We start from the raw sequence: 26,701 nt of genomic DNA on the forward strand, positions 1-26,701 counted from the left end.
ACTCCGTTGCCACCGAGGCGATCTCACCGACCTCTATGCGAGTAGGCGGCGTTCGGGATGGGTGAGAAGGGACGGGAAGCTTCGACGATGGAGGGGATCGATGAAACCGCAGTACGTGTATCGGTGGGTCAACAATCACGGGCTGATCCGCCTGTTCAAGAAGGCACCGTTTCGTCGTGGTGACCTGTTCGCACGGTTGAACGGCAGCTCGGAGGGTATCGAGAATCCATACGCACTGATCGAGGAGATGCGCGGGGAGGGTGGGTTGCACCGGGCCCTTCCGGTATGGATCACCTTCGATCACGATATGGTCCGGGAGATACTGCGCGACAACCGTCTCGGTGTCGGTGTGCCGGCCGTGTTCGGTACGCCCCGGCTCGTGCGGCGCGCGCTGCGCCGCCGGCCCGTCCCACCGAACCCGGCCGATCCGCCGTCGATGCTGGTGATCGACCAGCCCGAGCACACCCGGATGCGCAAACCGGTCACCGCGGCCTTCACCCCGCGCGCCATCACCCGGCTGCGCGACAGGATCGAGACGGTTACCGAGGAACTGCTCGCGGCGCTGCCCGACGATGGGCCCACCGATCTGGTGGCGCAATACGCGGCGCAGGTGCCCATAGCGATCATTTCCGAAATGCTCGGCTTCCCGGACTCCGACCGCGAGATGTTCCTGCGCTGGGGCGACGACATCAGTCCGTTGTTCGACCTCGGGATCTCCTGGAGGACACACCAGCGGGCGATGGAATCTTCGGAGCGGGTGCACCGGTATCTCATCGAGCACGTGGAGCGCCTGCGCGCCGAACCCGGCGACGACATCCTCAGCAGCCTGGTCACTGCGGGCGATCTGAGCACCTACGAACTGTGCGCATCGGCGACCCTGCTGATGGCCGCGGGCTTCGAGACCACGGTCAATCTGATCGGCAAGGGCATCGTCTGGCTGCTGGGCCACCCCGATCAGCTGGACCGGTTGCGCGCCGAGCCGCAACTCTGGCCCAATGCGGTGGAGGAGATTCTCCGGATCGATCCGCCGGTGCAGACTACCGCGCGCACCACCCGCACAGCGCTCGAGATCGGCGGTGTTCGGTTGCGCAAGGGGTCGACCGTGGTGTTGTCACTGGCCGGCGCGAACCGTGACCCCGCCGTGTTCACCGACCCGGCCCGTTTCGACATCACCAGGGACAACGCCAAAAATCATCTGTCATTCAGCAACGGCATCCATGTGTGCCTGGGTGCCGGTCTGGCCCGTATGGAAGCAGCGCACGCCCTGCGCGCACTGTTCGAGAGGTTTCCGGACCTGCGATTGACTGATCCGCCCACCTGGCGGCCGCTGTTCACCCTGCACGGTTACGAGCGCCTTCCCGTGCACACCGGGCCACGCGTCCGCGGCCACCAGCCCATCGGCTGATCCGCAACTGCGCCACGAAGCTGATCGCCCGATCCAGCTTGCCTCCCACGTGCGGATGTGGGCGATGTCGCCGTGAGCTGCCCGGCAATGTCTACTTTCACCACACCAGACTCGCGCGCGACTCCGGTGACCGTGCGGCACGTCGATCTCGACAGACCCGATGTCGGTGATCACCGTCTCCGGTCGAGATCCATTGCAGGAGTTGCGCATTCCGCGACCATGGTCATGTCCTGTCGTAGCCGACACGCACGGTGATCTCCGCCTTCCAGGGCGGTCTCATGCACAGTCCTGCCCGGCTGGTCGACCAGCGGGCCGATCGGATCGACGTCCCGCTCTTCGAGCTGGGCCGGCGACTGCCGGCCCAGCTTCCTGATGTCCGCCGCGTCCTCGTTCGCCGCGGACTCGAATGTCCCCGACATGAGTCGGTCCCTTCCTGCCGGCTCGCCAGGCCGGTAGGAAGGGACCGAGATCAGATCAGCTGCTATGCCGGCGCTTCTCGTTGAAACAACCCTTTTCGAGGGTGTCGGGTAGGCGCCGGTCGGAAGATGATCAGCATTCGTTCATGAACCTTTCCATGACCGAGCCGACGACGGCCATCGCATGCGGATGACTGAGTTCGAGGTGACGTGCGTCGACGACCGTGTTGTGAATCTTGCCTGTGATGTACGGGCGCCACGCCTGGGCGAGAGCGTCGACATCCGTGCGGTCCTTGCCCGCGGTGAAGAAGAGCAGGTCTCCTTCGAAAACCTCAGGCCGGTAATCGCCGGCAATGTCGCTCGCGGTCTCGAAACTCTCCATCACCCGATCCGTCTGTTCGGCAGTGAACAGCCCGGTCCCGACCACTTGGCTACGGATGACCGCCCATGCTTGTTCGTGGGTGTGCGCCTGAACCGTATCGCCGAGTTCGAACAGTTCCCGCCAGCCGCCGAGGAGGTCTGCCATCAGGCTTCCCGGCCCGGGCTCGTCCGCAGTGCTGATCGTCGACTCAGCAGGCAGATCCGATACGTCGGCGGCGGAATCCAACAGGGTCAGAGTTCCGACAAGTTCGCCGTCTCGCTGGAGCTTAACCGCCATCGCGTGCGCGATCTGCCCGCCCAACGACCATCCGAGCAAGTGGTATGGACCATGCGGCTGCACTCGGCGAATCTCGGCCACATAACGTTCGGCCAATTCATCCACTGATTCTGCACCCGGTTCGCCCCCGACGACGTGCGGATCCTGCAGGCCGTACAGCGGTCGATCCTTGTCCAAATGCTCGACCAGGCCGCCGTAGAACCATGCCAACCCTCCGGCGGGGTGCACACCGAATATCGCAGGCTTCGATCCGCTCGCACGAAGCGGAAGCAGCACCGCCAGACCGGAGCCGCCCGTAGCTTCGTCGGCCCTGCGCGCCAGTGCCTTCGGTGTCGCGTCGTCGAACATCCATGGCAACGCGATCGTTACACCACGAGCGCGCAGCTCGTTCACCACCATCGTGGCCAGCAGCGAATTGCCGCCCAGGTCGAAGAACCTATCCGAAGCCCCGACCCGCTGGATGCCCAAGACCTGCGCATAGACGTCAGCGATCATTTTCTCGGAATGGGTTCGCGGTGGGACGAACTCGGTCGACGATATGTCGAAATCGGGAACGGGCAAAGCCTTTCGATTGAGCTTGCCGTTGACCGTCAACGGCAGATCGGGGAGCACCATCACCGTCGAGGGCACCATGTAGCTGGTCAGTACCTGGGCGGCGGTCTCGCGGACCTCGCCTGGATCGATCGGCCGGCCATCGACGCCCACAACGTAGCCGATCAGCTGATCGACGCCCTGCGCATGGCGATGCACCGCCGCAGCAGCACGCACCACATCAGGATGCCGGAGCAATGCGGACTCCACCTCACCCAGTTCGATGCGATAGCCGCGCAGCTGCACCTGCGCGTCCGCTCGGCCGGCGTAGGTCAATTCGAGCCCGCGCGCGGACTTGCTCCACCGGCCGAGATCACCGGATCGGTACAGCCGCGAACCATGCGGGCCGAAAGGATTTGCCACGAATCGGCCCGCGGTCAAAGCCGGGGCGCGCAGGTAGCCCCGCGACAGTTGCCCGCCGGCCACATAGATCTCCCCCGCGACGCCGATCGGCACCGGCTGAAGCCGGTCGTCGAGCACATACACCCGCATCCCCGGCAGCGGTGATCCGATCCCGGTTACGTTTGTCCCGTCTATCTCGCGGAACGTGACATGCACCGTCGTCTCGGTGATTCCGTACATATTGACCAAGCACGGTGATCGCAGATCGTGAGCCGCAAACCAATCGGCCAACCGGGATACATCCAGCGACTCGCCGCCGAATATGACGTAACGCAGGGCGAGTCCACCAGCCGTGCAACCGGATTCGCGATACTCGCGCTCTGCTTCGGCGAAACCGTAGAACGCCGACGGGGTCTGGCTCAACACCGTCACGCGTTCCCGCGCCACAAGATCGACGAACGCCTCCGGCGACCTGGATGTGTCGTAGTCGACGACGACCAACCTGCCACCGGACAGCAGGGCGCCCCACATTTCCCACACCGCGAAATCGAAGGCGTACGAATGGAACATCGTCCACACATCGTCCGGGCCGAGGTCGAAACGTTCGGCCGTATTGGCGAACAACGTGACTGCCTCGCGGTGACTGACCGTCACTCCCTTGGGACGGCCCGTGGACCCGGAGGTGTAGATCACGTACGCGACGTTGTCCAGCCGCAGGTTCGGCACCACCGGAACGGAGCCGACCGCGGCGTCGGCACAATCGTCGATGTGCACCACCGGTACCGCGCACTCCGGCAGGTCCGAAGCCGTCTTCACGGATGTGAGCACCACCACTGGACGCGCGTCGTCGAGCACGAAGCGCAATCGGTCGATGGGGTACGCCACGTCGAGCGGCAGATAACCGGCGCCTGCCCGAATCACCGCAAGCAGGCCTACGACCAGTTCGATCGAACGCGGCAAAGCCACGGCCACCAGTGACTCCGGCTCCACTCCCTGTTCGACCAGCCGAGCCGCGACCTGGGCAGACCTCCGATCCAGTTCCGCATAGGTCAGCTGCGAGACACCGTCGGTGACTGCGACAGCGTCCGGCTGGGCCAGGGCTCGGGCAGCGAACAAGTGCGCGAGCGTCGCATCTGCGACCACAGCGCCTTCTTCTCCTGCCGAGTCCAGCAATTCGCGCCGCTGTATCGGATCGACGATATCGACATCGCCGACCGGCACCGCCGGATCAGCAGTGACGTGCTCCAGAATCCGCACGTAAGCGTGGGCGAACCGAGTCATCGTCTCGTCCACGAAGAGATCGGTGGCGAAGGTGAGTCGTCCCGCCATGCCACCGGGACGGCCTCCCTGACCGAATTGCTCGACCAGCTTCACATTCAAGTCGGCCTGGGCTTGCTCGAAACCGTTTTCCAGCGGCTCGATGCTCAGCTCCGACAGCTCCAACGCGGCCTTGCTCAGGTTCTGGACATCGAGCGTTATCTGGTACAGCGGAAGATGCGCGGTCGACCGGGGCGGATTCAGCGCTTCCACGACTTGCTCGAAAGGCACATCCGCGTGCGCGAATGCTGCCAATTCCATCTCACGGGTCGAGGCGAGCAGTTCGGCGAACGGCTGCCGCGTCGACACCCGTGACCGCAGCACAAGGGTATTGACGAACATGCCGATCAGATCGTCGAGATCACGCTCTCCACGTCCGGCTACCGGGGTGCCGATCGCAATATCGTCGACGCCGGCGAGTTTGGACAGCAGCACGGCCAGCGCGGCGTGCAGGACCATGAAGACTGTCGCGTTTCTCGCGCGTGCGAGGGCGACGATCCGCTCGTGCAGTTCGACAGGAACCTCGAACTCGACCACGCGCCCACGCATCGACGCGACCGCCGGCCGGGGAAGGTCGGTCGGCAGCTCGAGCAGCTCGGGCAGCCCGTCGAGGGTGTCCTTCCAGAATCGCAACTGCTGGGACATGACAGAGTCCGGGTCATCCGCCGATCCGAGCATCTCGTGCTGCCACAGTGCATAGTCGGCGTACTGGACCGGAAGTACCGGCCATATCGGCTCTGTGCCTTGCCTGCTCGCCTCGTATGCCATCGCCACGTCCCGCGCGAGCGGGATCATCGACTGGCCGTCGGCGCAGATGTGGTGCACACAGATGACCAGAACGTGGTCCCGATCGTCGAGAGCGAACAATTCGAAACGCAACGGGGGTGCCTGTGTCACATCGAAACCGGTCGAGACCATGGTGATCGCCCGGTCCATGACCTGGTTTTGGTCGATGTGGACCGGACTCAGCGCGGGAGCGACCTCGTCGGTGGCGACGGCAACCTGACAGGGCTGTCCGTTCACCATCGGGAACTTGGTCCGCAGCGACTCGTGCCGGTCGATGACCAGTTCACACGCGTGCCGCAGCGCATCGACGTCGAGTTCTCCGCGCAGACGGATCACCAGCGGGATGTTGTACCCGCCGCCGGCGGTGTCGAACTGGTTGAGGAACCACATCCGCTGCTGCGCTGGTGACAGCGGTACGCGCGCGGGCCGAGGCCGCGTCGTCAATGCCACCCGGGAGTCGTGGTCGAAGGTTGCCAGGCGGGCAGCGAGTTCGTCGACCATGGGCGCCTCGAACAGGTCTCGGACCCCGAGACGCACTCCCGATGCCGTGCTCAACTGCGCAGTGACGCGGGTGGCGGACAGCGAATCGCCGCCCAGGTCGAAGAAGCTGTCCGTCGCCCCTACGCGGTCGACGCCCAGGACGCTTCCGAACACCGCGGCGACACGTCGTTCGGCGTCGGTGCGTGGAGCGACCCATTCGCGGCCGTCCGCGAATTCCGGGACGGGAAGCGCCAAGCGGTCGAGTTTGCCGGTCCTGGTGAAAGGAAGTTCGTCGAGCACCATGAATACCTCGGGCACCATGTGGGCGGGCAGTCGCAACCGCGCAGCGGCCCGAAGGTCGCCCGGATCCAGGTCATCGTCGGTGACGAGATAGCCGACGAGCCGGTCGACGCCACGTTGGTCTTTCCGTCGCAGGACGACCGCTTGTTCGATGCCGGGATATCCGGCCAGAACAGTTTCGATTTCACCGAGTTCGATGCGCTGGCCGCGGATCTTGACCTGGAAATCGCTGCGGCCGAGGTATTCCAGAGTGTGCTCGGGTGTCCAGCGGACCAGGTCGCCGGTGCGGTACATGCGCGAACCTGCCGCACCGAACGGATTTGCCACGAATGCGCCCGCTGTAGCCGATGCCCGGTTCACGTAGCCGCGCGCCAGTTGCGCTCCCGCGAGATACAACTCACCCACCACCCCGATCGGCACCGGCCGCAACCACGCATCCAGCACGACGGCCTCGACACCACGGTTCGGCCCGCCGATCGTCACCGCACCACCTGGCTGCAACGCAGCACTGATCACGGCGAGAATCGTGGTCTCGGTCGGGCCGTACCCGTTCAGCAGGGTTCGGCCCGGCGCCCACACCTCGACCGTTTCCGGCGACACCGCCTCGCCCCCGGCTATCAGTACCCGCAGCGAATCCATACCGGCCGGCGACATCGTCGCCAGGACACTGGGGGTGACGAATGCATGCGAGACCTGCTGTGTACGAATCAGTTCCGACAGCTCGTGACCAGCGAACACCGCTGGCGGCGCTGCCACCAGCACGCCGCCGCTGGTGTGGGCCAGCAGCACCTCGAGGACCATCGCATCGAACCCGGGAGCGGCGGCAAGCAGCACTCGTGATTCTGTGTCGGCACCGAACCGGTCCCGTTGCACGGCAGCGAAATTCGCAAGACCCTCGTGGGTGACCGCGACACCCTTCGGCGTTCCGGTCGAGCCGGAGGTGTAGAGAACATATGCCACATCCTGAACGTGCGGTGTACGCACGAGCTCCGGGTCCGTGACGCCGGCTGTCGGTCGCGCGGCGATCGACAGCTGTGCGTCTGGATCGTCGAGGACCAGCGGGCGCACTGTGCCGGGCAGCAGATCTCGCGCCCCCTCGACCGTTACCGCCACCCGGATCTCGGCATCCGCCACCATGAGTGCGATGCGCTCGGCCGGATTTCGGGTATCGATGGGCACGAACGTCGCGCCCGCTTTGGTCACCGCCCACAGGCCGACCACGAATTCCATCGACCGCGGCATCGCCAGGGCGACCTGATCACCCGGTCCCACACCCCACGCGATCAGCTGCCGCGCCACCTGGTTGGACCTGGCATCCAGCTCCGCGTAGGACACCATACGCGGACCGGACACCACCGCCACCGCGTCGGGATTCGCCACCACGCCCGCAGCCAGCAATTCCGCTGTGAGGCATGGTGATACGGCGCTGCCGCCCGACGCGGGCACGAGCTCGCGCCGCTCGTCCGCGGTCAGCAGATCGATCGCGCCGAGACTTGTAGCCGGATCGCTGGTCAGGTTCCGCAGCACGGTTTCCAGACGGGCCGCGAGACCGGCCGCCATCACCTCGTCGACGCGGGCTCGTTGGTAGCGGACTCGGATATACAGCTTGTCGGTGTGGTGTGCCTGCACGGTGATCGGGTAATGCGCCGCGTCGGAGCCGTCCGCTGAGACCACACGCATACCGTCGATGTCGGCATCGCCCAGGCCACTGCTGTCGACCGGATACGACTCGAACACGACCAGGGTGTCGAACAAATGGCTGCTGCCTGCGGCCGCCATGATCTGCGACAGTTCGAGGTAGTGGTGGTCGAGCAGACGGGTGTTGCCGGCTTGCAGCAGGCGCAGCCCGTCCTCGATGGTCAGGTCCCGCCGCACATCGGCGACGACCGGAATCGTATTGATGAACAGGCCGATCATCGACTCGACGCCCGGCAGTTCCGGGGGCCGGCCGGATACCGTGCTGCCGAAGGCCACACGTTCGGCGCCGATCAGGTTGCCCAGCACCACTGCCCAGGCGAACTGCATGATCGTCGCCATTGTCACGCCACATGCCCGCGCGAATGTCACCAGGTCTGCTGTGGTGGCTCGATCGACAACGATTGGCAGATCGATCGGAATGTCTGCCGTCGTCACCGTTCGCGGATCGGCGACGAGCGTAGGCTCGCTGATCTCCCGCAGCGCGTCCCGCCACACCTCGATGCTGGCGTCGCGATCGCGTCGGTCCAGCCATTCCAGGTATTGCCGATACGAGGCCGCGGGTGCAAGCAACTCCGGCTGTGCGGCAACGGCATACAAACCGATCAGCTCACGCCACAGCAGCGGCAACGACCAACCGTCCAGCAGCAGATGGTGCGCCGTCAACACCAGCCGGAACTCGCTCTGCCCGACGGCAATGAGCAGGAACCGCAGCAGCGGCGGGTCGGCGGGATCGAACACGACCGCCCGCTCGGCTTCGATCAGCTCATCTACTTCCCTTGTGTCGCCGGAGAGATCGACGCTGTGCCAGGACACCGTAGCGTCGACCGGAATGACCTGTGCGGGAACGCCATCGACCGTTCGCGTGAAGGCGGCCCGCAGGTTGGGATGCCGCTCGAGCAGAGCTTGCGCGGCACGCTCGAGCCGATTCTCGTCGACCGCGCCCGCGAGGGTGAGGACCGACTGCGCGGTGTAGACGTCGAGTTCGCCCGCGGCGAATTCGGCGTGGAACAGCAGACCCTCCTGCAGCGGCGCCAACGACCACACGTCGCTCAGCGGACCGTACCGGTCTGCGAAGTCGTCCAGATCGCGCTGTGTGAGGTCGACCAGCGGAACATCTGCCCGGGACAATCCCCACTCGTCGCCGGCACCGGCAATGGTGGCGATCTCGGTCACGGCGTCGACCCATCCGGCGACGAGTTCGGCCACATCATCGTGTTCGAGCAATCGCGAGGCGTAGCCGATATGTGCCGACAGCTCCGGTCCGATCTCGGTGTCCACGATATTGACGTCGATCGTGATCACCGCTGCGGCAGGCATATCCGGATCGAAGGCGGATCGCCGGTCGAACTGCTCATCGGTCGGGACCCATGCAAGATCCGACAGCGACGTGAGGTCCACACCGGCGCGGCCGAGATTATTGAAACTGATCTGCGGCTGGGGCGCCGCCGACAGCCGGTCGACCGTGTCTGGGTTCAGATAGCGCAGCAAGCCATACCCGATGCCCTTGTCGGGGATCTCGCGCAGCTGATCCTTGACGGACTTCACTGCCGTACGCAGGTCCGCGTCATCGATTCCGGCCAGGTCCAGGCTGACGGGGTACGCACTCGTGAACCAGCCCACGGTGCGTGAAACATCTGCTCCCGGAGCGATCTGCTCTTCGCGGCCGTGTCCTTCCAGGAGGACTTTCATGCCCGGGCACAGAATGCCGCGCCGTCTGCGCCAACGGGTCAGTGCGACGGCCAGCCCGGCCAGCAACGCATCATCGACACTGCCGCGCACAGACCGCGGCACCGAGTCCAGCAACGCCGAGGTCACCGCGGCGGGAACGGAGACCGTCAGGTTCCGCACCGTAGCGTGGGTGTCGACTACAGGATCCAATTCCGCGGTCCCGAGGAGCGGATCGGCTGCGGTACTCATCCGCTGCCACAGCTCGAGTTCGCTGCCACGGTCGATGGCGGCCGCGGTCAACGCGTGCGCCCATCGCCGCATTGATGTGCCCTGTGCCGGCAACTCGACCGTGTGTCCCTGACCGATCTGCTGCCAAGCGGTGACAAGGTCGGGCAGCAGTATCCGCCACGACACACCATCGACGGCCAGGTGATGAATCACGATGAGGGCACGGGCATCGGCCTCGACGCCCGATTCCGGAAGCAGGCACGCGACCTGCAACATCCGGCCCTCGGCGGGGTCGAGACGACCGGCTGCCTCGGTCAACGCCGCTTCCACTACGGCGGTGAAACCGTCGCTGCCCGGCGCCTCGTGCGCTCGGAAGCGTCGCACGAACACCGCGCCGACGGCATCGGCGGCGTGGGGAGGCAGCACGTCCATGTACCGTTCGCGCATTCGCGACCGCAGCATGTCGTGCTGTTCGAGCACTGCCAGCACGGTCGCGGTCACATCGTCGACTCGCGCGTCCCCTGGCAAGCGAACCAGCATCGACTGCGCGAACCGATCAGCTCTCCCGAGCCGCTCGACGAACCAGGACACGATCGGCGTGAAGGGGATGTCTCCCACGCCACCACCGGGCAGCTCCGCGAGAGATGCCCGGCCCGCCGCCGCAGCCACCTGCGCCAGCCCGCGCACGGTCTTGCGCTCGAAGATGTCCCGCGCCGTCACGACGACGCCTGCCGTCTTCAGCCGCGAGGCCAACTGGATCGACATGATGGAGTCACCACCGAGCGCGAAGAACGACATCGTCACGCCGACCGACGCAACGCCGAGCACGTCCGCGAAAGCAGCCGCGATGGTGCGCTCGAGGTCGGTCGCCGCAGCGGCGGCAGCGGCGTCGCGAGTATCGAAAACGGGTTCCGGCAGTGCTTTTCGATCCACCTTGCCCGTCGAAGTCAGCGGCATGTGGTCGAGCACGGTGATCGTCGACGGCACCATGTGGGCGGGCAGGACAGCAGCGACATGATCGACCACGGCACTGGGTTCGATGCTCGCTGCGTGCTCCGCCACGATGTACGCGGCGAGCAAGGGTTGTCCACCGGGTCCCGAGCGGCTCACGGTGACAGCAGAAGCAACCTGTGGGTGTGCCAACAGCGCGGCGTCGATCTCGCCGAGTTCGATGCGCTGGCCACGGATCTTGACCTGGAAGTCGGTGCGGCCGATGTATTCCAGCGCACCTTGCGCGGTCCAGCGGACGATATCGCCGGTGCGATACATCCGCGACCCGCGCCCACCGTATGGGTTCGCTACGAACGCACCCGCAGTCGTTGCAGGGCGGTTCAGATAGCCACGCGCCAGTGCACCACCGGAAAAGTACAACTCCCCGCTCACACCGACCGGCACCGGACGCAACCGGGCGTCGAGCACCACAGCATCGACACCACGGATCGGACCACCGATGGTTATCGTGTCGGACGGCTGTACCGGATCGCTGATCGTGACCACGATCGTCGTCTCGGTCGGACCGTAGATGTTGTGCAATTGCCGCCCGGGCGCCCAGGAAGCGATCAGGTCCGCGGAGACCATCTCACCGCCGACCGCCAGCACCTGCACCGATGCGAAGTCCGCCGGCGACATCGTTGCCAGCACACTGGGCGTCAGGAACGCATGCGTCACCTGATGCTCGCGGATCAGTGCGGCAAGGTCCGGGCCGCCGAAGACTTCCGGCGGCGACACGACCAAGCAACCGCCGGCCGCGCACGCCATCAATGCCTCGAGTAGCACCGCGTCGAAGGCGGGCGCCGCCACCTGCAGCACACGCGACGTGGCGTCCACGCGATAGCGGACCCGCTGCTCGGCGGCGAAGCCGGCCAATCCCTCGTGGCTGACCACGACACCTTTCGGTGTTCCGGTCGATCCAGACGTGTAGATCACGTATGCGGCATCCCGAAGCTGAAGTGCCCGGGCGCGAGCCGCATCTGTGACGGCCCGGCCGGAGTGCGCGGCGATCTCGGTGGCTGAATCCGGTTCGTCGAGCACCACCCATCGGACATCGCCCGGAAGTGACATGCGCGCGGACGCGACCGTGATCCCTACGGTGACACCGGAATCGTTCACCATGTGCGCAATCCGCTCCGCGGGATATCGCAGATCCACCGGTACAAACGTGGCACCGGTCTTCGCGATCGCCCACATGGCGACGTGGTAGTCGACCGATCGTGGCACGGCCAGCGCGGTGAACGTCCCCGGCCCGGCTCCCAGGGTGAGCAGGTGCGCGGCGAGCTGGTTGGACCGCTGATCGAGCTCGATGTAGGTGAGGGTCTCGGTGTCCCCGATCAGGGCGATCGCGGCAGGGTCTGCTGCCACGGCCTCGGCCAGGAGGTCGGGCAGCAGACGCGGCGACGTGGTCTCACCGCCGCGCACCGGGAGGAGCCGTTCGGACTCCTCGGCGTCGAGCAGATCGATGTCGCCCACCACGCGGCCCGGATCGTCGGTGACCGCTTCGATGACCCGAATGAACCTCTGGGCGAGCGATTCCGCCGTGGATGCCGCGAAAAGGTCGGTGGCATAGATGATCTCGCCGTCGATACCGGCCAGCTGTTCACCGTCGACGCATTCGGTCATCAGCACGGTGAGATCGGTTTTCGCCTGCGCGATACCAGGGTCGAGCAGTTCGACATCGATACCGGGCAGCTCGAATCGCGCCGCACGCATGTTCTGCAACCCGAACATCACCTGATACAGCGGCGTATACGCCGTGGATCGGGCGCGGTCGAGGACGTCGACCAGCCGTTCGTAGGGCACGTCGGCGTGGGCGAGCGCATCAATGTCGACGGCGCGTACCTCCGCCAAGAGTTCGCGGAAGGACACGTCGTCCCGAACCCGCGTACGCAACACCACGGTATTGACGAACATGCCGACCAGATCGTCCAGCGCCTGGCTGCCTCGACCGGCAATCGGAGAGCCGATCGAGATGTCCTCGCTGTGCGCGGTGCGCGACAACAGAATCGCCAGTGCGGCATGCAGCACGACGAACACCGTGACGCCCTCACGGTGTGCCAGCCGTACGACATCGTCGTGCAGCCGCGCCGGCAACGCGAAGCCGACACTGCCACCGGCCATCGACATGGTGGCGGGCCGAGACCGATCCGTCGGCAGGTCGAGCAGTTCCGGAGCATCACCGAGAACGTCGTTCCAGTACGCGATCTGCCGGGCGATCGGCGACGACGGATCGTCCTCCGCACCGAGCATTTCGCGATGCCACAGGGCGTAGTCGGCGTACTGGACTTCCAGCGGTTGCCATTGCGGTGCTTCGTCGTTCACTCGCGCTGCGTAGGCAGTGAAGATATCGCCGGCCAGCGGTGCCATCGACGAGCCGTCGGCCGCGATGTGATGGACCACGAGCACGATCACGTGCTCCTCGGCGCCGGTGCGATACACCCGTGCCCGTACCGGCACCGATTGCGCGACATCGAAACCTGTTCCGACGGCCTGCCGGATCCGGTCGGCCAGTTCCGCCTGCTCGGCGACCGGCTCCGGGGCCAGCACCAGCTCCCCGGCCACGGCGGCCACATCCCGCACCACCTGGCACGGTTCGCCGTCGACGGCGGGATACACCGTGCGCAGCGGCTCGTGCCGTTCCACCACATCGAGTAATGCGGCCTGTAGCGCATCGACATTCAGCCGGCCGGTCAACCGAGCCGCGAAGCAGATGTTGTATGCCGCCGAGGCGGTATCGAACTGATTCAGGAACCACATCCGCCGTTGCGCCGTCGCCAATGGGACCGCTGCCGGCCGCGGCCGGGCTACGAGCGGGACCACCATGGAGCCGGTTCGCCCGCCCAGACGTTCGGCCAATCCGGCGATCGTCGGTTCGTCGAAGATGTCGCGGATGCCGACCTCGACACCGAGCGCTGTGGCGGCCCGGGCCGCGATGCGAGCGGCCGAGAGCGAGTTGATCCCGATCTCGAACAGGTTCGCCGTCACGCTCACCCGATCGCTATCGGTGATCATCTCAGCGACGATCGATGCAAGGACTGCTTCGCATTCGGTGCGAGGCGGCACGACCTCCTCGCCGTCGTCGAACACCGGCTGCGGCAAGGCGCCTCGATCGAGCTTGCCGTTCGGTGTCAGCGGCATCGCCTCGAGCACTTGTACAACGGCCGGAACCAGGTAGGACGGCAGTGAACGGGTGAGCTGGGCACGAATCGCGCGCCCATCGGTCGCCGTATTCGGTACCAGCGTCACGTATCCGACGATTCGTTCGGCGGTGGCGACGGCGACAGCCCGTGCGACGTCCGGGAGCGCGGACAACGCCGCTTCGATGTCACCGGGCTCGACCCGCTGGCCGCGAACCTTCACCTGGAAATCACTGCGGCCCATGTATTCCAGCTCGCCGGCCTTCGTCCACCGCCCGAGGTCACCGGTGCGATACATTCGCTCACCCGACGCACCGAACGGATCCGCGACGAAGGCGCCGCAGGTGAGGTCGACGCGGGCGTGATAACCGCGCGCCACCTGGACACCCGAGACATAGAGGTCACCGACGACACCGACAGGCACCGGTCGCAGCCGTGAATCCAGCACGTAGACCTGCATGCCGGCCACCGGCGTACCGATCGTGACCGTCGAGAGGGTTGCCGCACCCGGCAGGCAACGTGCAGCCGTGACGACTTCCGCCTCGGCCGGGCCGTACCAGTTCGCCACCTCGGCGTGCGGGAACACACGCGCCGAGCCGTCGACGGTACGCTGCGCCAGCGCCTCACCGGCGACGAATACCCGCCGGATCGACGGCAGCTGGGTAGTGGTGGTCTCGAGAAGGACATCGAGCATCGACGGTACGAAATGCACGGTACTGACCCGATGATTCGCGATGACGCCTGCGATATACGCGGGGTCGCGATGTCCGTCGGGTTCGGCGACCACGATCTGCGCCCCAACCTGCAACGGCCAGAACAACTCCCATACCGCGATATCGAAGGTGATCGGGGTCTTGTGCAAGACGGTATCGGACGCGTCGTGCGGCCACTGCCGCTGTGCCCATGCCAACTGACTCACCGTCGCGGCATGGGTCAGGGCGACGCCCTTCGGTACTCCGGTGGAGCCGGAGGTGAACAGGACGTAGGCCGCATTGTCCGGTCGCAGCGGCGCACGTCGCTCCGCATCCGTGATCGGAGTGCCGGGAAGATCAGCCACATCGACTCGATCGATGCGTGCGGTCTCGAATCCGCCCGGAAGTGCGTCGCCGTCCCCGGATGTGGTGAGCACCAGCAGCGGCTGCGCCGCGTCCAGCACACCAGCGACCCGTGCGCTCGGATGATCCGGATCGATCGGCAGGAACGCGGCGCCCGACTTGATCACCGCGTACAGCGTCGTGATGAGTTCGACCGATCGCCGGATGGCCACCGCAACAACGGTTTCCGGGCCTGCGCCACGGGCGATGAGCCATCGGGCCAGACGGTTGACGTGGGTGTCGAAATCCCGGTAGCTCAGCACGGTGACGTCAGGAAGGCAGATCGCTCGTGCATCCGGGGTGCGGGCGACCTGTTCGTCGAAGGCGTCGACGAGCGTTCGGCCGACCGCGGCGGGGCCGCCGGTGTCGTTCCACCGCTCGAGCACCAGGTACCGCTCCGCGGCATCCAGCAGCTCGATGCCGCCGACAGCCGTATCGGCATCGGTCACGGCGGCGTCGAGCACCCGCACGAATTGTTCGGCGAAACGCCGTACGGAGTCCTCGTCGAACAGGTCGGTGGCATACGTGAGGCGCAGCGTCATGCCGGTCGGTTCGTTATGGGTGCCGTGCCCCTCCGTCATCATCAGCAGCAGGTCGTAGATCGCGGCACTGTCGCCGGGATCCACGTTCTCGACCGAGAGCCCCGGAAGTTCGACCCGAGCCTGCGCCATGTTCTGATAGGCGAGCATGACCTGGAACAACGGCGTATATGCCGTCGACCGGGCGGGATTCAGTGCTTCCACCAGTTGCTCGAACGGGACCGCGGCATGGTCGAAAGCCTCGATGGCTGTGCGTCGTACCTGGTTCAGCAGGCTCGAAAACGATTGGTCGACCTCGACCTTGCTGCGCATCACCAAGGTGTTGACGAACATCCCGACGAGGTTGTCGAGCGATCGGTGGCCGCGGCCGGCATGAGGCACGCCGATGACGATGTCGTCGCTGCCCGAAAGCCTCGACAGCAATACCGCCAGCGCTGTGTGCACGACCATGAACGTCGTCGCTCCGGCGCGCCGTGCCAGCGCCTCCACCCGGCCCTGCAGCTCACCCGGGATCACGGCGTAGACGACCGCGCCCCGCTGCGTCTGCACCAGCGGGCGCGGCCGGTCGGTCGGCACTTCGATCACATCGGGGACGCCCGCGAGTTGCGTTCGCCAGTAACCGATATCGCGGGCCACGTAGGAGTCCGGGTCGTCCGCCGAGCCGAGCACTTCACGCTGCCACAGAGCGTAATCAGCGAACTGTACGGCCAGCGGCGCCCAGTCCGGTGCGTCGCCACTCGACCGCGCACGATAGGCCGTGACTATGTCGGCGGCCAGCGGCGCGACCGAAAACCCGTCGCAACTGATGTGGTGGACGGCCAACGCGGCCACCCATGACTGGTCGGACAGCTGATACAGCGCAAAGCGCAGCGGCACACCCTTCGACACGTCGAATCCGGCGCCGAAAAACTCGGACAATCGGGCCGGCAGCTCGCGCTCACCGACCGGTTGCGGTGTGAGGTCCCAGGTCCCGACGACGTCGGCTGCATCGAGTACGACCTGTGAGGCCATGCCGTCGACGGCCGGATACATGGTGCGCAGGCTCTCATGCCGTTCGACGACATCACCGACGGCCGCTGCGAGCGCATCTATGTCGAGGACGCCTTCCAGCCTCATCGCCAGTGGCACAACGTATCCGGGCAAATCCGGGTCGAACTGGTTGAGGAACCACATCCGTGCCTGTGCCAGCGACAGCGGAAGGCGATCCGGGCGCGGCTTCCGAGCCGGCGCGGGCAGGTTCGGTATCGCACGCAGCTGCACGATGCGTTCGGCGAGCTCGGCCACGGTGGGTGCTTCGAAGATCACCTGCACCGGTACACCCACGCCGGCGATATCGCCGATCCGGCTCAGCGCGCGCGTCGCGACCAGCGAATTTCCGCCCAGGTCGAAGAAGTTGTCATCCGCGCCGACCTCCGGAAGATCGAGCAGGTCGCCGAAGATTCCGGCCACCGCCTGCTCGATGAAACCCTGCGGTGCGCGGTATTCGGATTCCCGGCTTCTCGGGTCCGGCACCGGCAAGGCGCGGTAGTCGACCTTGCCGTTGGCCGTGAGCGGAATCGCGTCGATCCGCATCACAGACGACGGCACCATATACGCCGGCAGCCGTTCCAGCAGGAACTTCCGGACCTGCTTGACGTCCAACACCTCCGCGGCCACCACGTAGGCGATCAAGAACTGCTCGCCGCGGTCGGCGCGCACCTGCACGACGGCCGCGGTCACCTGCTCGTGCGCGACCAAAGCGGCTTCGATGTCACCGAGTTCGATCCGCAGACCGCGGACCTTCACCTGGGTGTCGGCACGGCCGACATAGCGCAGGCTGCCCTCCGCGTCCCAGCGAACCAGGTCGCCCGTCCGGTACAGCCGAGAACCGCCGGCACCATCGAAGGGATCGGCGACGAACGTCGCTGCCGTCAGACCGGGACGTTCGTGATAACCGCGAGCCAGCTGGACGCCACCCAGATACAGCTCTCCGGTCACCCCGGCGGGAACCGAGTGCAGCCGCGAGTCCAGTACTCGCACAACGATATTCGCTTCTGGGATGCCGATGGGCACCGCAACGGCGTCGAGCGTATCGATGCGGTGAGCGGTGACGCTGACCGCGGCCTCCGTCGGCCCGTACAGGTTGTCGATGCGCGCGGCGCTGAGTTCCCGGAAGCGGCGGACGGTGTCGGCCGGCAGTGCCTCACCGATGCACAGCACCCGCCGCAGGTCGGGGAATTCGCGCGCGCCGGCGGCATCGAGAAATGCCGACAGCAATGAGGGCACGAAATCCACGCTGGTTATGCGATGTTCGACCATCAGCCTGGCCACGGCACCTGGGTCGCCGTGCGCGTCGGGACCTGCGACAACCAACGCCGCGCCGCAGGTCGATGCGGAGAACAGCTCCCAGACCGACAGATCGAAGGTGACCGGCGTCCGCAACAGCATGACGTCGTCGCCGCCGAGCTCGTAGTGATCCCGCAGCCACCGCAGTTGATTCACCACCGCGGCATGCGGTACCGCCACGCCCTTCGGCACGCCCGTGGAGCCGGAGGTGTAGATGACGTACGCCAGATCATCCGGGCACAAGGCCCGGGTCCGATCGGCGTCCGTCACCATCGATGCATCCGCGTGCTCGGCGCCGAACTGCTCGAACGCCCACACCGGTACGTCATCGGGCAACTTCGCCTCGTCGGCCTGCCGGGTGATCACGGCACTCGGCCTCGCGTCGGTGACCACCGCACGCACCCGATCGACCGGATGATCTGGATCCAGAGGCAGATAGGCGGCGCCTGCCGCGTGGATTGCGTACAACGTGGTCAGCAGATCAACGCTGCGACGCATCGCGACGGCAACGACGGCTCCCGGGCCGACCCCGCGTCCGATCAGCACCCGGGCCAGCGAATTCACCCGCGCCGCGAATTCTTGATAACTGAGCCGGCCACCATCTTCGGCATCGACGACCGCCGTGCTGTTCGGGTTCGCCGCTGCCTGCGCCGCGAACAGGGACGCGATCGTCGCGGACGAAACACGCGCCGACTCCCCGCTCGACCGCGCCGCCAGCGCGCGCGCCTCATCGGCGGTCAGCAGGTCGATATCACCGACAGCGCGGGCGGGATCGGCCACGATCGCCCGCAACAGCAGCAGGTAGCGGTCGATCATCGAGGTGATCGTCGCCTCATCGAAAAGATCGGTCGCGTAACCGAATTCGACTGTCATGTCGCCGGGTTCACCGTCCGGCCCCAGCGTGTCGACGAGGTTCAGATGCAGGTCGTACTTGGCCACGCTCGGATCAGCCATCCGGGCCGAAACCGTCAGGCCCTCGAACTCCACAGTCGGGATCTCGATGTTCTGGAACGAGAATCCGACTTGCGTCAACGGCGCGTGTGCCGTTGAGCGAGGCGGATTCAGCACCTCGACGAGCCGTTCGAATGGGATGTCGGCGTTCTCGAATGCGGCCAGATCGGTGGCCCGGGCTTGATCGAGTATCTGCAAGAAGGACACCGCAGGCTCGACGCGGGTCCGCAATACCAGCGTATTGACGAACATTCCGATCAGACCATCCAGTCCGGGCTCGCCACGGCCGGCGATCGGTGTGCCGACCGCGATGTCGCCGCTTCCCGAAAGCCGCGCCAGCAGCGCCGCGTAAGCCGCGTGCATCACCATGAAGACCGTCGCATCGTGGCGGCGGGCCAACGCTATCGCCTCGCGATACAGGCTTGCGGGCACCATCGCCGACACCGTCGCACCTCGGAAGGACTGTTTGGCCGGCCGAGGACGATCGGCCGGCAGGTCGAGCACCTCGGGCAAGTCGGCGAGAGCCGCGCGCCAATACTCGATCTGAGCGGCGGTCAGACTGTGCGGATCGTTCTCGGTACCGAGCAATTTCCGTTGCCACAGCGTGTAATCCGCGTACTGCACCGTCAACGGAGACCACTGCGGTGCCTGTTGCCCGACGCGGGCTTTGTACGCGGTCGTCAAGTCTGCGGCCAGCGGTGCGAGCGACGACCCATCGAAGCTGATGTGATGGGCGACCAGAACCAGGGTGTGATCGTCGGGTGCGCTGCGCAGCAGAGTGGTCCGGAACGGAACCTCGGATGTGACATCGAACCCGGCGGCCACCTCCGCGGCGATGTACGCCTCGATGGCGCTTTCCTCGACCGGCACCAGTGCAGGCCGTACCGTCTCCACCGGCACGACCACCTGGTGCGGTCCGCTGTCGCTGTCCGGATAGACGGTTCGCAGTGTTTCGTGCCGCTCGATCACATCCGCGATCGCCGCGTGCATCGCGGCCACGTCGAGGTTGCCCGACATGTGGACGACCATCGGAATGTTGTATATCGGCGACGTGGTGTCGAACTGGTTCAGGAACCACATCCGTGTCTGCGCGGACGACAGCGGGATTCGGCCCGGGCGCTCCTGCGGGCCCAACGGCTCTCGACCGTCCGCGTCGCTGGTCCGAATGCCTTCTGCCAACGCGGCGACGGTCGGCGCCTCGAAGAGTGCGCGCAACGAAACATCGACGCCGAAGGCGGCACTCAGTTGCGCTGCTGCCCTGGTGGCTGACAGCGAGTTGCCGCCCAAATCGAAGAAGCTGTCGTAGATGCCGACACGCTCGATCCCCAGCACGGCAGCACACACATCGGCGACCATCTGCTCGGCCGCGTCGCGCGGTGCGACGTATTCGGTCGTAGTGGCGGCAAAAACCGGTTCGGGCAATGCCGCACGGTCGATCTTGCCCACTGCCGACAGCGGCAAGGTCTCGAGCACCATCACGGTGTCCGGGACCATGTGCGACGGCAGGCGTTGCGCTGCGTAGTCCAGCAAATCCTCGGTGTCGACGGTGTCATCGGTCGGCACGACGTAGGCCACCAATCGCGACACGCCGTCGATTGCGGCGCCCACCGTCACCGCTACCGCCACGGCGGGGTGCGCCGCGAGAACGGCCTCGATTTCGCCGAGTTCGACGCGCTGCCCCCGAATCTTGACCTGGAAGTCGGCGCGGCCCAGATATTCGAGTGTTTCTTCGGAGGTCCACCGCACCAGGTCACCAGTGCGGTACATGCGGGCCCCCGGGAGGCCGTACGGATTGGCCACAAAGGTGCCGGCCGTCGCGACCGGCCGGTTGAGGTATCCGCGGGCCAGCTGCACTCCGGAGACATATAGCTGTCCCGCTACCCCGACCGGCACCGGCTGCAGGCCCGCATCCAGTACCACGGCCTCGACACCACGAATCGGACCGCCAATAGTGACGCGGTCCTCGACACACAACGGCTCGCTGATCGCGACCATGATCGTGGTCTCGGTGGGCCCGTAGCCATTGAACAGCTGACGGCCCGGTGCCCACACCGCGACCGTTTCCGCCGACACCGCCTCTCCCCCGGCCACCAGCACCTGCAGCGAATCCAGACCGGACGGTGACATCGTCGCCAGCACACTCGGTGTCACGAACGCATGCGACACCCGCTGCGTCTCAATCAATTCCGCCAGCTCATGACCCGCGAACACATCCGGAGGCGATACCACCAGCGCCGCTCCGTTTGCATGAGCCATCAGCAACTCCAGCACCACCGCGTCGAAACCCGGTGCTGCCAACTGCAACACTCGCGAAGAGCTGTCGACCCGATAGCGGTCCCGCTGCTCGGCTGCGAAATTCGCCAGCCCCTCATGCGTGACCTCGACACCCTTCGGCGTCCCCGTCGACCCCGAGGTGTACAGCACGTAGGCCGTGTCGGAGATACAGCAGGAACGCACCCGATCCGCATCCGTCACCGCAGCCGAGGACTGAGCTGCGATGTGGGCCGTTGCGTGCGGAGCATCGAGCACCAACCGCCGGACCGAGTCAGGAAGCAGATCCTGCAACGCCTCGACGGTGATCCCCACCCGCACGCCGGCATCGGCCACCATGAGGGCGACCCGCTCGGCCGGATTGCGCGGATCCACCGGCACGAACGCCGCGCCCACCTTGGTCACCGCCCACATCCCGACCACGAACTCCACCGACCGCGCCATCGCCACCGCGACTCGATCGCCCGGGCCCACACCCCACGCGATCAATTGCCGCGCAAGACGATTCGACCAAGCATCCAACTCGCCGTACGTCACCGTGTGGTCACCGGCAACCACCGCCACCGCATCGGGATCCGCGACCGACAACAACTCCGCCAATACCCGTGGAGCCTCGGCATGGCCCCCCGACGCGGGCACCAATCCTGCCCGCTCGACCCCCGACAGCACGTTCAGCCTGCCCACCCGCAGGTGTGGATTCGACACGACTGCATCGAGGATCCGATTCAGCCGCCCGGCCAACTCTTCGACCGTCTCTCGATCGAACAGTTCTGTGGCGTAATTGATCCGCAGGGCGACATCGCCTCCCGCGGAAGCATTTTCGGCGATGGTGACAATGAGGTCCACCTTTGCCGGTTGCGGCCCCGGGTCCAGGATCTCGACCGAAAGTTCCGACAGCTCCACGGTCGGGCGGTCCATGTTTTCGAAGGCGAGGTAGACCTGGCACAGCTGTGCATGCGCGGCCGACCGCTTGGGATCTACTTCGTCGACAACCCGTTCGTATGGAAGATCACTGTTGGCAAAGGCATCGACATCGATGTCCTTGACCCGCGCCAGAAGCGCAAGGAAAGATTCATCGGAACGCACCTCGGTGCGCAGCGCCACCGTATTGACGAACATGCCGATGAGCGGCTCGAGCGCACGCTCGCCTCGGCCCGCGACCGGCGTTCCGATGGTGACATCCCTCGAACCCGACAGCCGGGCCAGCAGAACCGCCAACGCGGCATGGACGACCATGAAGGTAGTGACGCTGGCCGTGCGGGCCAGGCGCTCGATCGCAGCGAATGTTTCGGCTGGGATCACGCTGTCGGTGATATCGCCATGCATGGATCGGCGAGCAGGACGCGGATGGTCCGTAGGCAACTCCAGCACCGGCGGCATCCCCGCCAATTGTGTTACCCAGTAACGCAACTGACGTGCCGCCAATGACTCGGGGTCGTTCTCGTCGCCGAGCATGCTGCGGTGCCAGATGCTGTAATCGGCATACTGCACGGTCAGGGGCTGCCAATCCGGGGTCTTTTCCTGCGACCTGGCTTCGTAGGCGGCCGCGACATCGGCCGCGAGCGGCGGAAGAGACGAGCCGTCACAGCAAATATGGTGCAGGACCATTACCAGGACGTGCCTGGACCGGTCCCCGGACGCGAGCAGCGAGACCCGGATCGGTGGACTTGTACGCACGTCGAAGCCGATCGACGTGAGCTCACCGATCCGCTGCGTGATGTCGGCAAGGTCGATCGTCTCCGATATCAGATCGAGACCGGCAACAACGTGCTCGGCAGCCAGAACAACCTGTGTCCCTTCTCCTTTCACGTCGGGATAGACAGTGCGCAGGGACTCGTGCCGACCGATCACATCAATCAGAGCGGCGCGCAGCGCAGTGACATCGAGTCGGCCGCTCAGCTGCACCACCAGCGGAATGTTGTACGCCGGGGAGGCCGGGTCGACCTGATTGATCAGCCACATCCTGTTCTGTGCCGGCGACAACGGAATTGGCTCGACGCGCGATTGTGCGCGCAGCGCGGGCCTCCCGGGGCGGTACTCGGCGTCGATATGTGCGGCGAGTTCGGCGACGGTCGGCTTGCCGAACAGATCGCGGACCGACACATCGGATCGGGTCACCTCTGCGATTCGTGCGGCGACGCTGGTCGCGGTAAGCGAATTGCCGCCCAGGTCGAAGAAGCTGTCCAGCACGCCGACTCGGTCGAGATCCAGCACCTCGGCGAAGATGTCCGCGATCATCTCCTCGACGGGCGAACTCGGCGCCACATAGGCCGCGACGGAATCGAAGATCGGCTCCGGCAGCGCTCGAAGGTTCACCTTGCCGTTGACCGTCAGCGGCAGCTCGTGCAACACCACGACGGCGGCCGGCACCATGTACTCCGGCAGCAATGTCGCGACATGCGTGCGCAAGGTGTCAGCCGCACACGCTTCGTCACCAGCGGGCACGACATAAGCGACGAGCCTGGCCGCCTCGGTGCCGGGGAGATGCACGGTCACAACTGCCGCTGAAACCGCGCTATGGGCCAGCAGCACATTGCGAATTTCGTCCAATTCTATGCGGAACCCACGCAACTGAACCTGCTGATCGGCACGGCCGCGGTATTCCAGCTCGCCCTTGTGGTTCCATCGTGCGACATCGCCGCTGCGATAGAGCCGCTCGCCCGGCCGACCGAACGGGTTGGCAACAAAACGGGTAGCGGTCAGCGAAGGGCGGTTGAGATAACCGCGGGCGAGTTGAGTTCCGGCAACGTAGATCTCGCCCCAGGCGCCCAACGGTGACGGCCGCAGTCGTTCATCGAGAACATACGTGCGCAGACCCGGCAGTGCCGAACCGATCGCGCTCGGCGCGCCCGGCGTCGCAATGCTCGGTGTCAGGCCGAGATACGTCACGAAAACGGTAGTTTCGGTAATACCGTAGCTGTTCGCCAACACAGGGAGCGTCGGGTTGTGCTCGTACCAGTCCGCCAATCCCGCCGGGTCGAGACGTTCGCCGGAGAGTATGACCAGTCGCAGCGAAAGCTCCCCTTCAGGCTCACCGGCATCCTCGTACCGCTGGCGCGCCGCACCGAACTGCTGGAACGCGGACGGCGTCTGGTTGAAGACGGTCACCTTCTCACGTGCCGCCAAGCGCACGACATCATCCGGTGAGCGGGTAGTGAGGCTGTCCACGACAACCAAGCGGCCACCACTGACCAACGCGCCGAAGATCTCCCACACCGAGTAGTCGAACGCGAACGAATGGAACAACGTCCACACATCTTCGGTCCGGACGCCGATCTCGGCGCACGCGTTCACCAGGTACGTCGCCACCGCGCGATGGGCGATGGCCACGCCTTTGGGTCGTCCCGTCGACCCCGACGTATAGATGACATAGGCGATGTTGTCGAGGCACAGCGGGCGTATCCGGTCAGCGTCGGTGATCGGTGCCGCGACCTCATCACCGACCGCGCCGACAAGGTCGTCGAACAGCACTACGCGACCCGGGTCGCCCGGCACGTGCTCATGCATGGCACGAGTCGTCACAACGGCGATCGGATTGGAGTCGTCCAGCACGTATTCCAGCCGATCGGCCGGATGCGCGATATCCAACGGCAAGTACCCCGCGCCGGTTTTCAGCACGGCCAGCGTGACGACGATGAGATCGGCATCGCGTGGCATCGCGATCGCTACCAGCGAATCCGGGCCCGCCCCGAGTGCGATCAGGGTGCGGGCGAACCGATTGGAACGCTCGTCCAGCTCCCGATAGGTGAGGGCGGTCCCACCCGACGTGACCGCGATCGCTGACGGCGTCGAAACAGCCTGCCGCGTCAGCAAATCCACGAGCGTAGCCGTATTCGTCGCACCGTCGCGGCCGGCCAGCACCCCAACGATCCGCGCCTCTTCAACGGCGTCGACGAGCGGAATAGCGCTCAGAGCTGTTTCGACGGGCGAGTCCATGACGCGTTGCAGGAAGGCTATGAACCGGCTGGCATGTGCGTCGAGTTCATCCTGGCTGTAGAGATTCGCGTTGCCATGCAGTTCTATCAACAGCGGCGCGTCGGCCCCGGAACGGTACAGATTCAGCTGCAGATCGTCCAACGCACCCGAGGTCAAGGCGCGGTAGCGGCCGACAGCCGACCCGAGGCGGATTTCCGAGTCGAAGAAGAGGATATTGACAATCGGACCGAACGAGTTCGCAGCCGCATCCAGCGCACTCGAGTCGCGGCGCAGATCCTCGAACCGATAGAGCTGGTGCCGCATCGCGAGGACGAGTTCGGACACCGACGCACGGACCAGTTGCCCCACGGTGGTCGTCGCATCCACGGTGAACCGGATCGGCACCATGTTCGCCAACATCGCGGCGGCATTGCGCAGGCGCTTGGTCACACGCCCGCTCACTGGCATCGACAACACCACATCATCGCCACCGGTCATCCGCGCGAGGAACGCAGCGAAGGCCGCCACGACCACCTGCGCGGGTGATGCCTGCAGATTGCCGGAGAAACGGTCGAGCATGTCGGACAACTGCGACGGAAGCTCCAGGCCGGAGACACGATCGACCTTGCTCTGCCGTGCGGTGCGACCCGACAGACTCGTCGGTGTTGGCAGGTCGGCGACCTTGCCGAGCCAGTACGCCCGGTCGTTCCCGAACCGAGAACTCGCGCGATACGCATGCTCCGCTTCGATGATGTCGCGCAACCCGACCGCATCCAAAGGCGTGGGCGGCCTGCCCTCGAGCAATGCGTTGTAGTGCTCGGCCATCCGCTTCAAGACGTTGAACGCACCGTAGCCATCGACGATGAGATGATGGGCACGCCCGTACCACAGATACCGATCTTCGGCGAGGCGGATCAACCGTGTCGCGGTGAGCCGGTCACGGCTCAAATCAACAGCTTTGGTGTTGTAATCACGCCGCATCCATTCCATTGCCGCCGCGAACGGATCGCTCTCGCTGCTGACGTCCAGTACAGACTCGTCGTACGTAATGCTGCGGTCGACGAATTGATAGGGGACGCCATCGGACTCGACCACCCGGACGACGAGAGACTCGGTTTCGCGGCCGGCGTCGTTCACTGCCTTGACGAATGCATCGATGTCGATTGGTCCCGAGATCTCCACGTAGTGCGCGATATTCATCGCCTGCCCGCCGGGCAGATTGTCCGCAAGCCACATGCCGTACTGCGCCCTCGACAGCGGAATCAGGTCCGACTGGTGGTCGACAGGTTCGGCAGACTTCAACTTCATCTAATCCCCTCGCTCAGACTCGGAGGCACCAGAACACAGCGGAGCAACCCCCTCGCTAGTGCCCGAAATTGCCTATATAAGCGTTTCATCCACGTCGAAGCGGCACCCAATCCCCTGCGCCGGAACACGCTAATCAGAAGAGCATATGACTCACCTTGTCGGACACCAGAATCCAGCTCGGATGCCACGTTGTAGTGCGATAACTCCCACAACGTCCATTTATCGACGTCTCCCGGTATCTCGAAATCTGAAAGATCGGACATTTCGAACATCTGGCGT

The 26,701-nt window shown here is 65.4% G+C and carries 3 protein-coding genes; 1 reads left to right on the top strand and 2 read right to left on the bottom strand.

Annotation, left to right across the window (positions count from 1 at the left end):
- Nucleotides 1-100 precede the first annotated feature (100 nt).
- Nucleotides 101-1,405 (top strand): cytochrome P450, encoded by a 1,305-nt coding sequence (locus ACIRRA_RS06800; RefSeq protein WP_402764102.1) that lies wholly within the window; start codon nucleotides 101-103, stop codon nucleotides 1,403-1,405.
- A 170-nt stretch (nucleotides 1,406-1,575) separates the two neighbouring features.
- On the opposite strand, the gene ACIRRA_RS06805 is transcribed toward ACIRRA_RS06800, so the two are convergent.
- Together ACIRRA_RS06805 and ACIRRA_RS06810 are read right to left on the bottom strand one after the other, a co-directional pair.
- The gene (locus ACIRRA_RS06805) at nucleotides 1,576-1,824 is read right to left on the bottom strand and encodes a hypothetical protein (RefSeq protein WP_402764105.1); all 249 of its coding nucleotides are present in this window, start codon (nucleotides 1,822-1,824) and stop codon (nucleotides 1,576-1,578) included.
- 130 nt (nucleotides 1,825-1,954) lie between these two features.
- Entirely contained in the window at nucleotides 1,955-26,422 is a 24,468-nt protein-coding gene (locus ACIRRA_RS06810; RefSeq protein ID WP_402764107.1) for a non-ribosomal peptide synthase/polyketide synthase, read from the bottom strand.
- Nucleotides 26,423-26,701: the final 279 nt, after the last annotated feature.

The organism is Nocardia sp. NPDC101769 (assembly GCF_044766925.1).
Lineage (GTDB): Bacteria > Actinomycetota > Actinomycetes > Mycobacteriales > Mycobacteriaceae > Nocardia.

Bases quoted from the DNA above. Each gene is read 5' to 3' on its own strand.
- ACIRRA_RS06805 (WP_402764105.1), bottom strand. From the start codon at position 1,824: ATGTCGGGGACATTCGAGTCCGCGGCGAACGAGGACGCGGCGGACATC.
- ACIRRA_RS06800 (WP_402764102.1), top strand. From the start codon at position 101: ATGAAACCGCAGTACGTGTATCGGTGGGTCAACAATCACGGGCTGATC.
- ACIRRA_RS06810 (WP_402764107.1), bottom strand. From the start codon at position 26,422: ATGAAGTTGAAGTCTGCCGAACCTGTCGACCACCAGTCGGACCTGATT.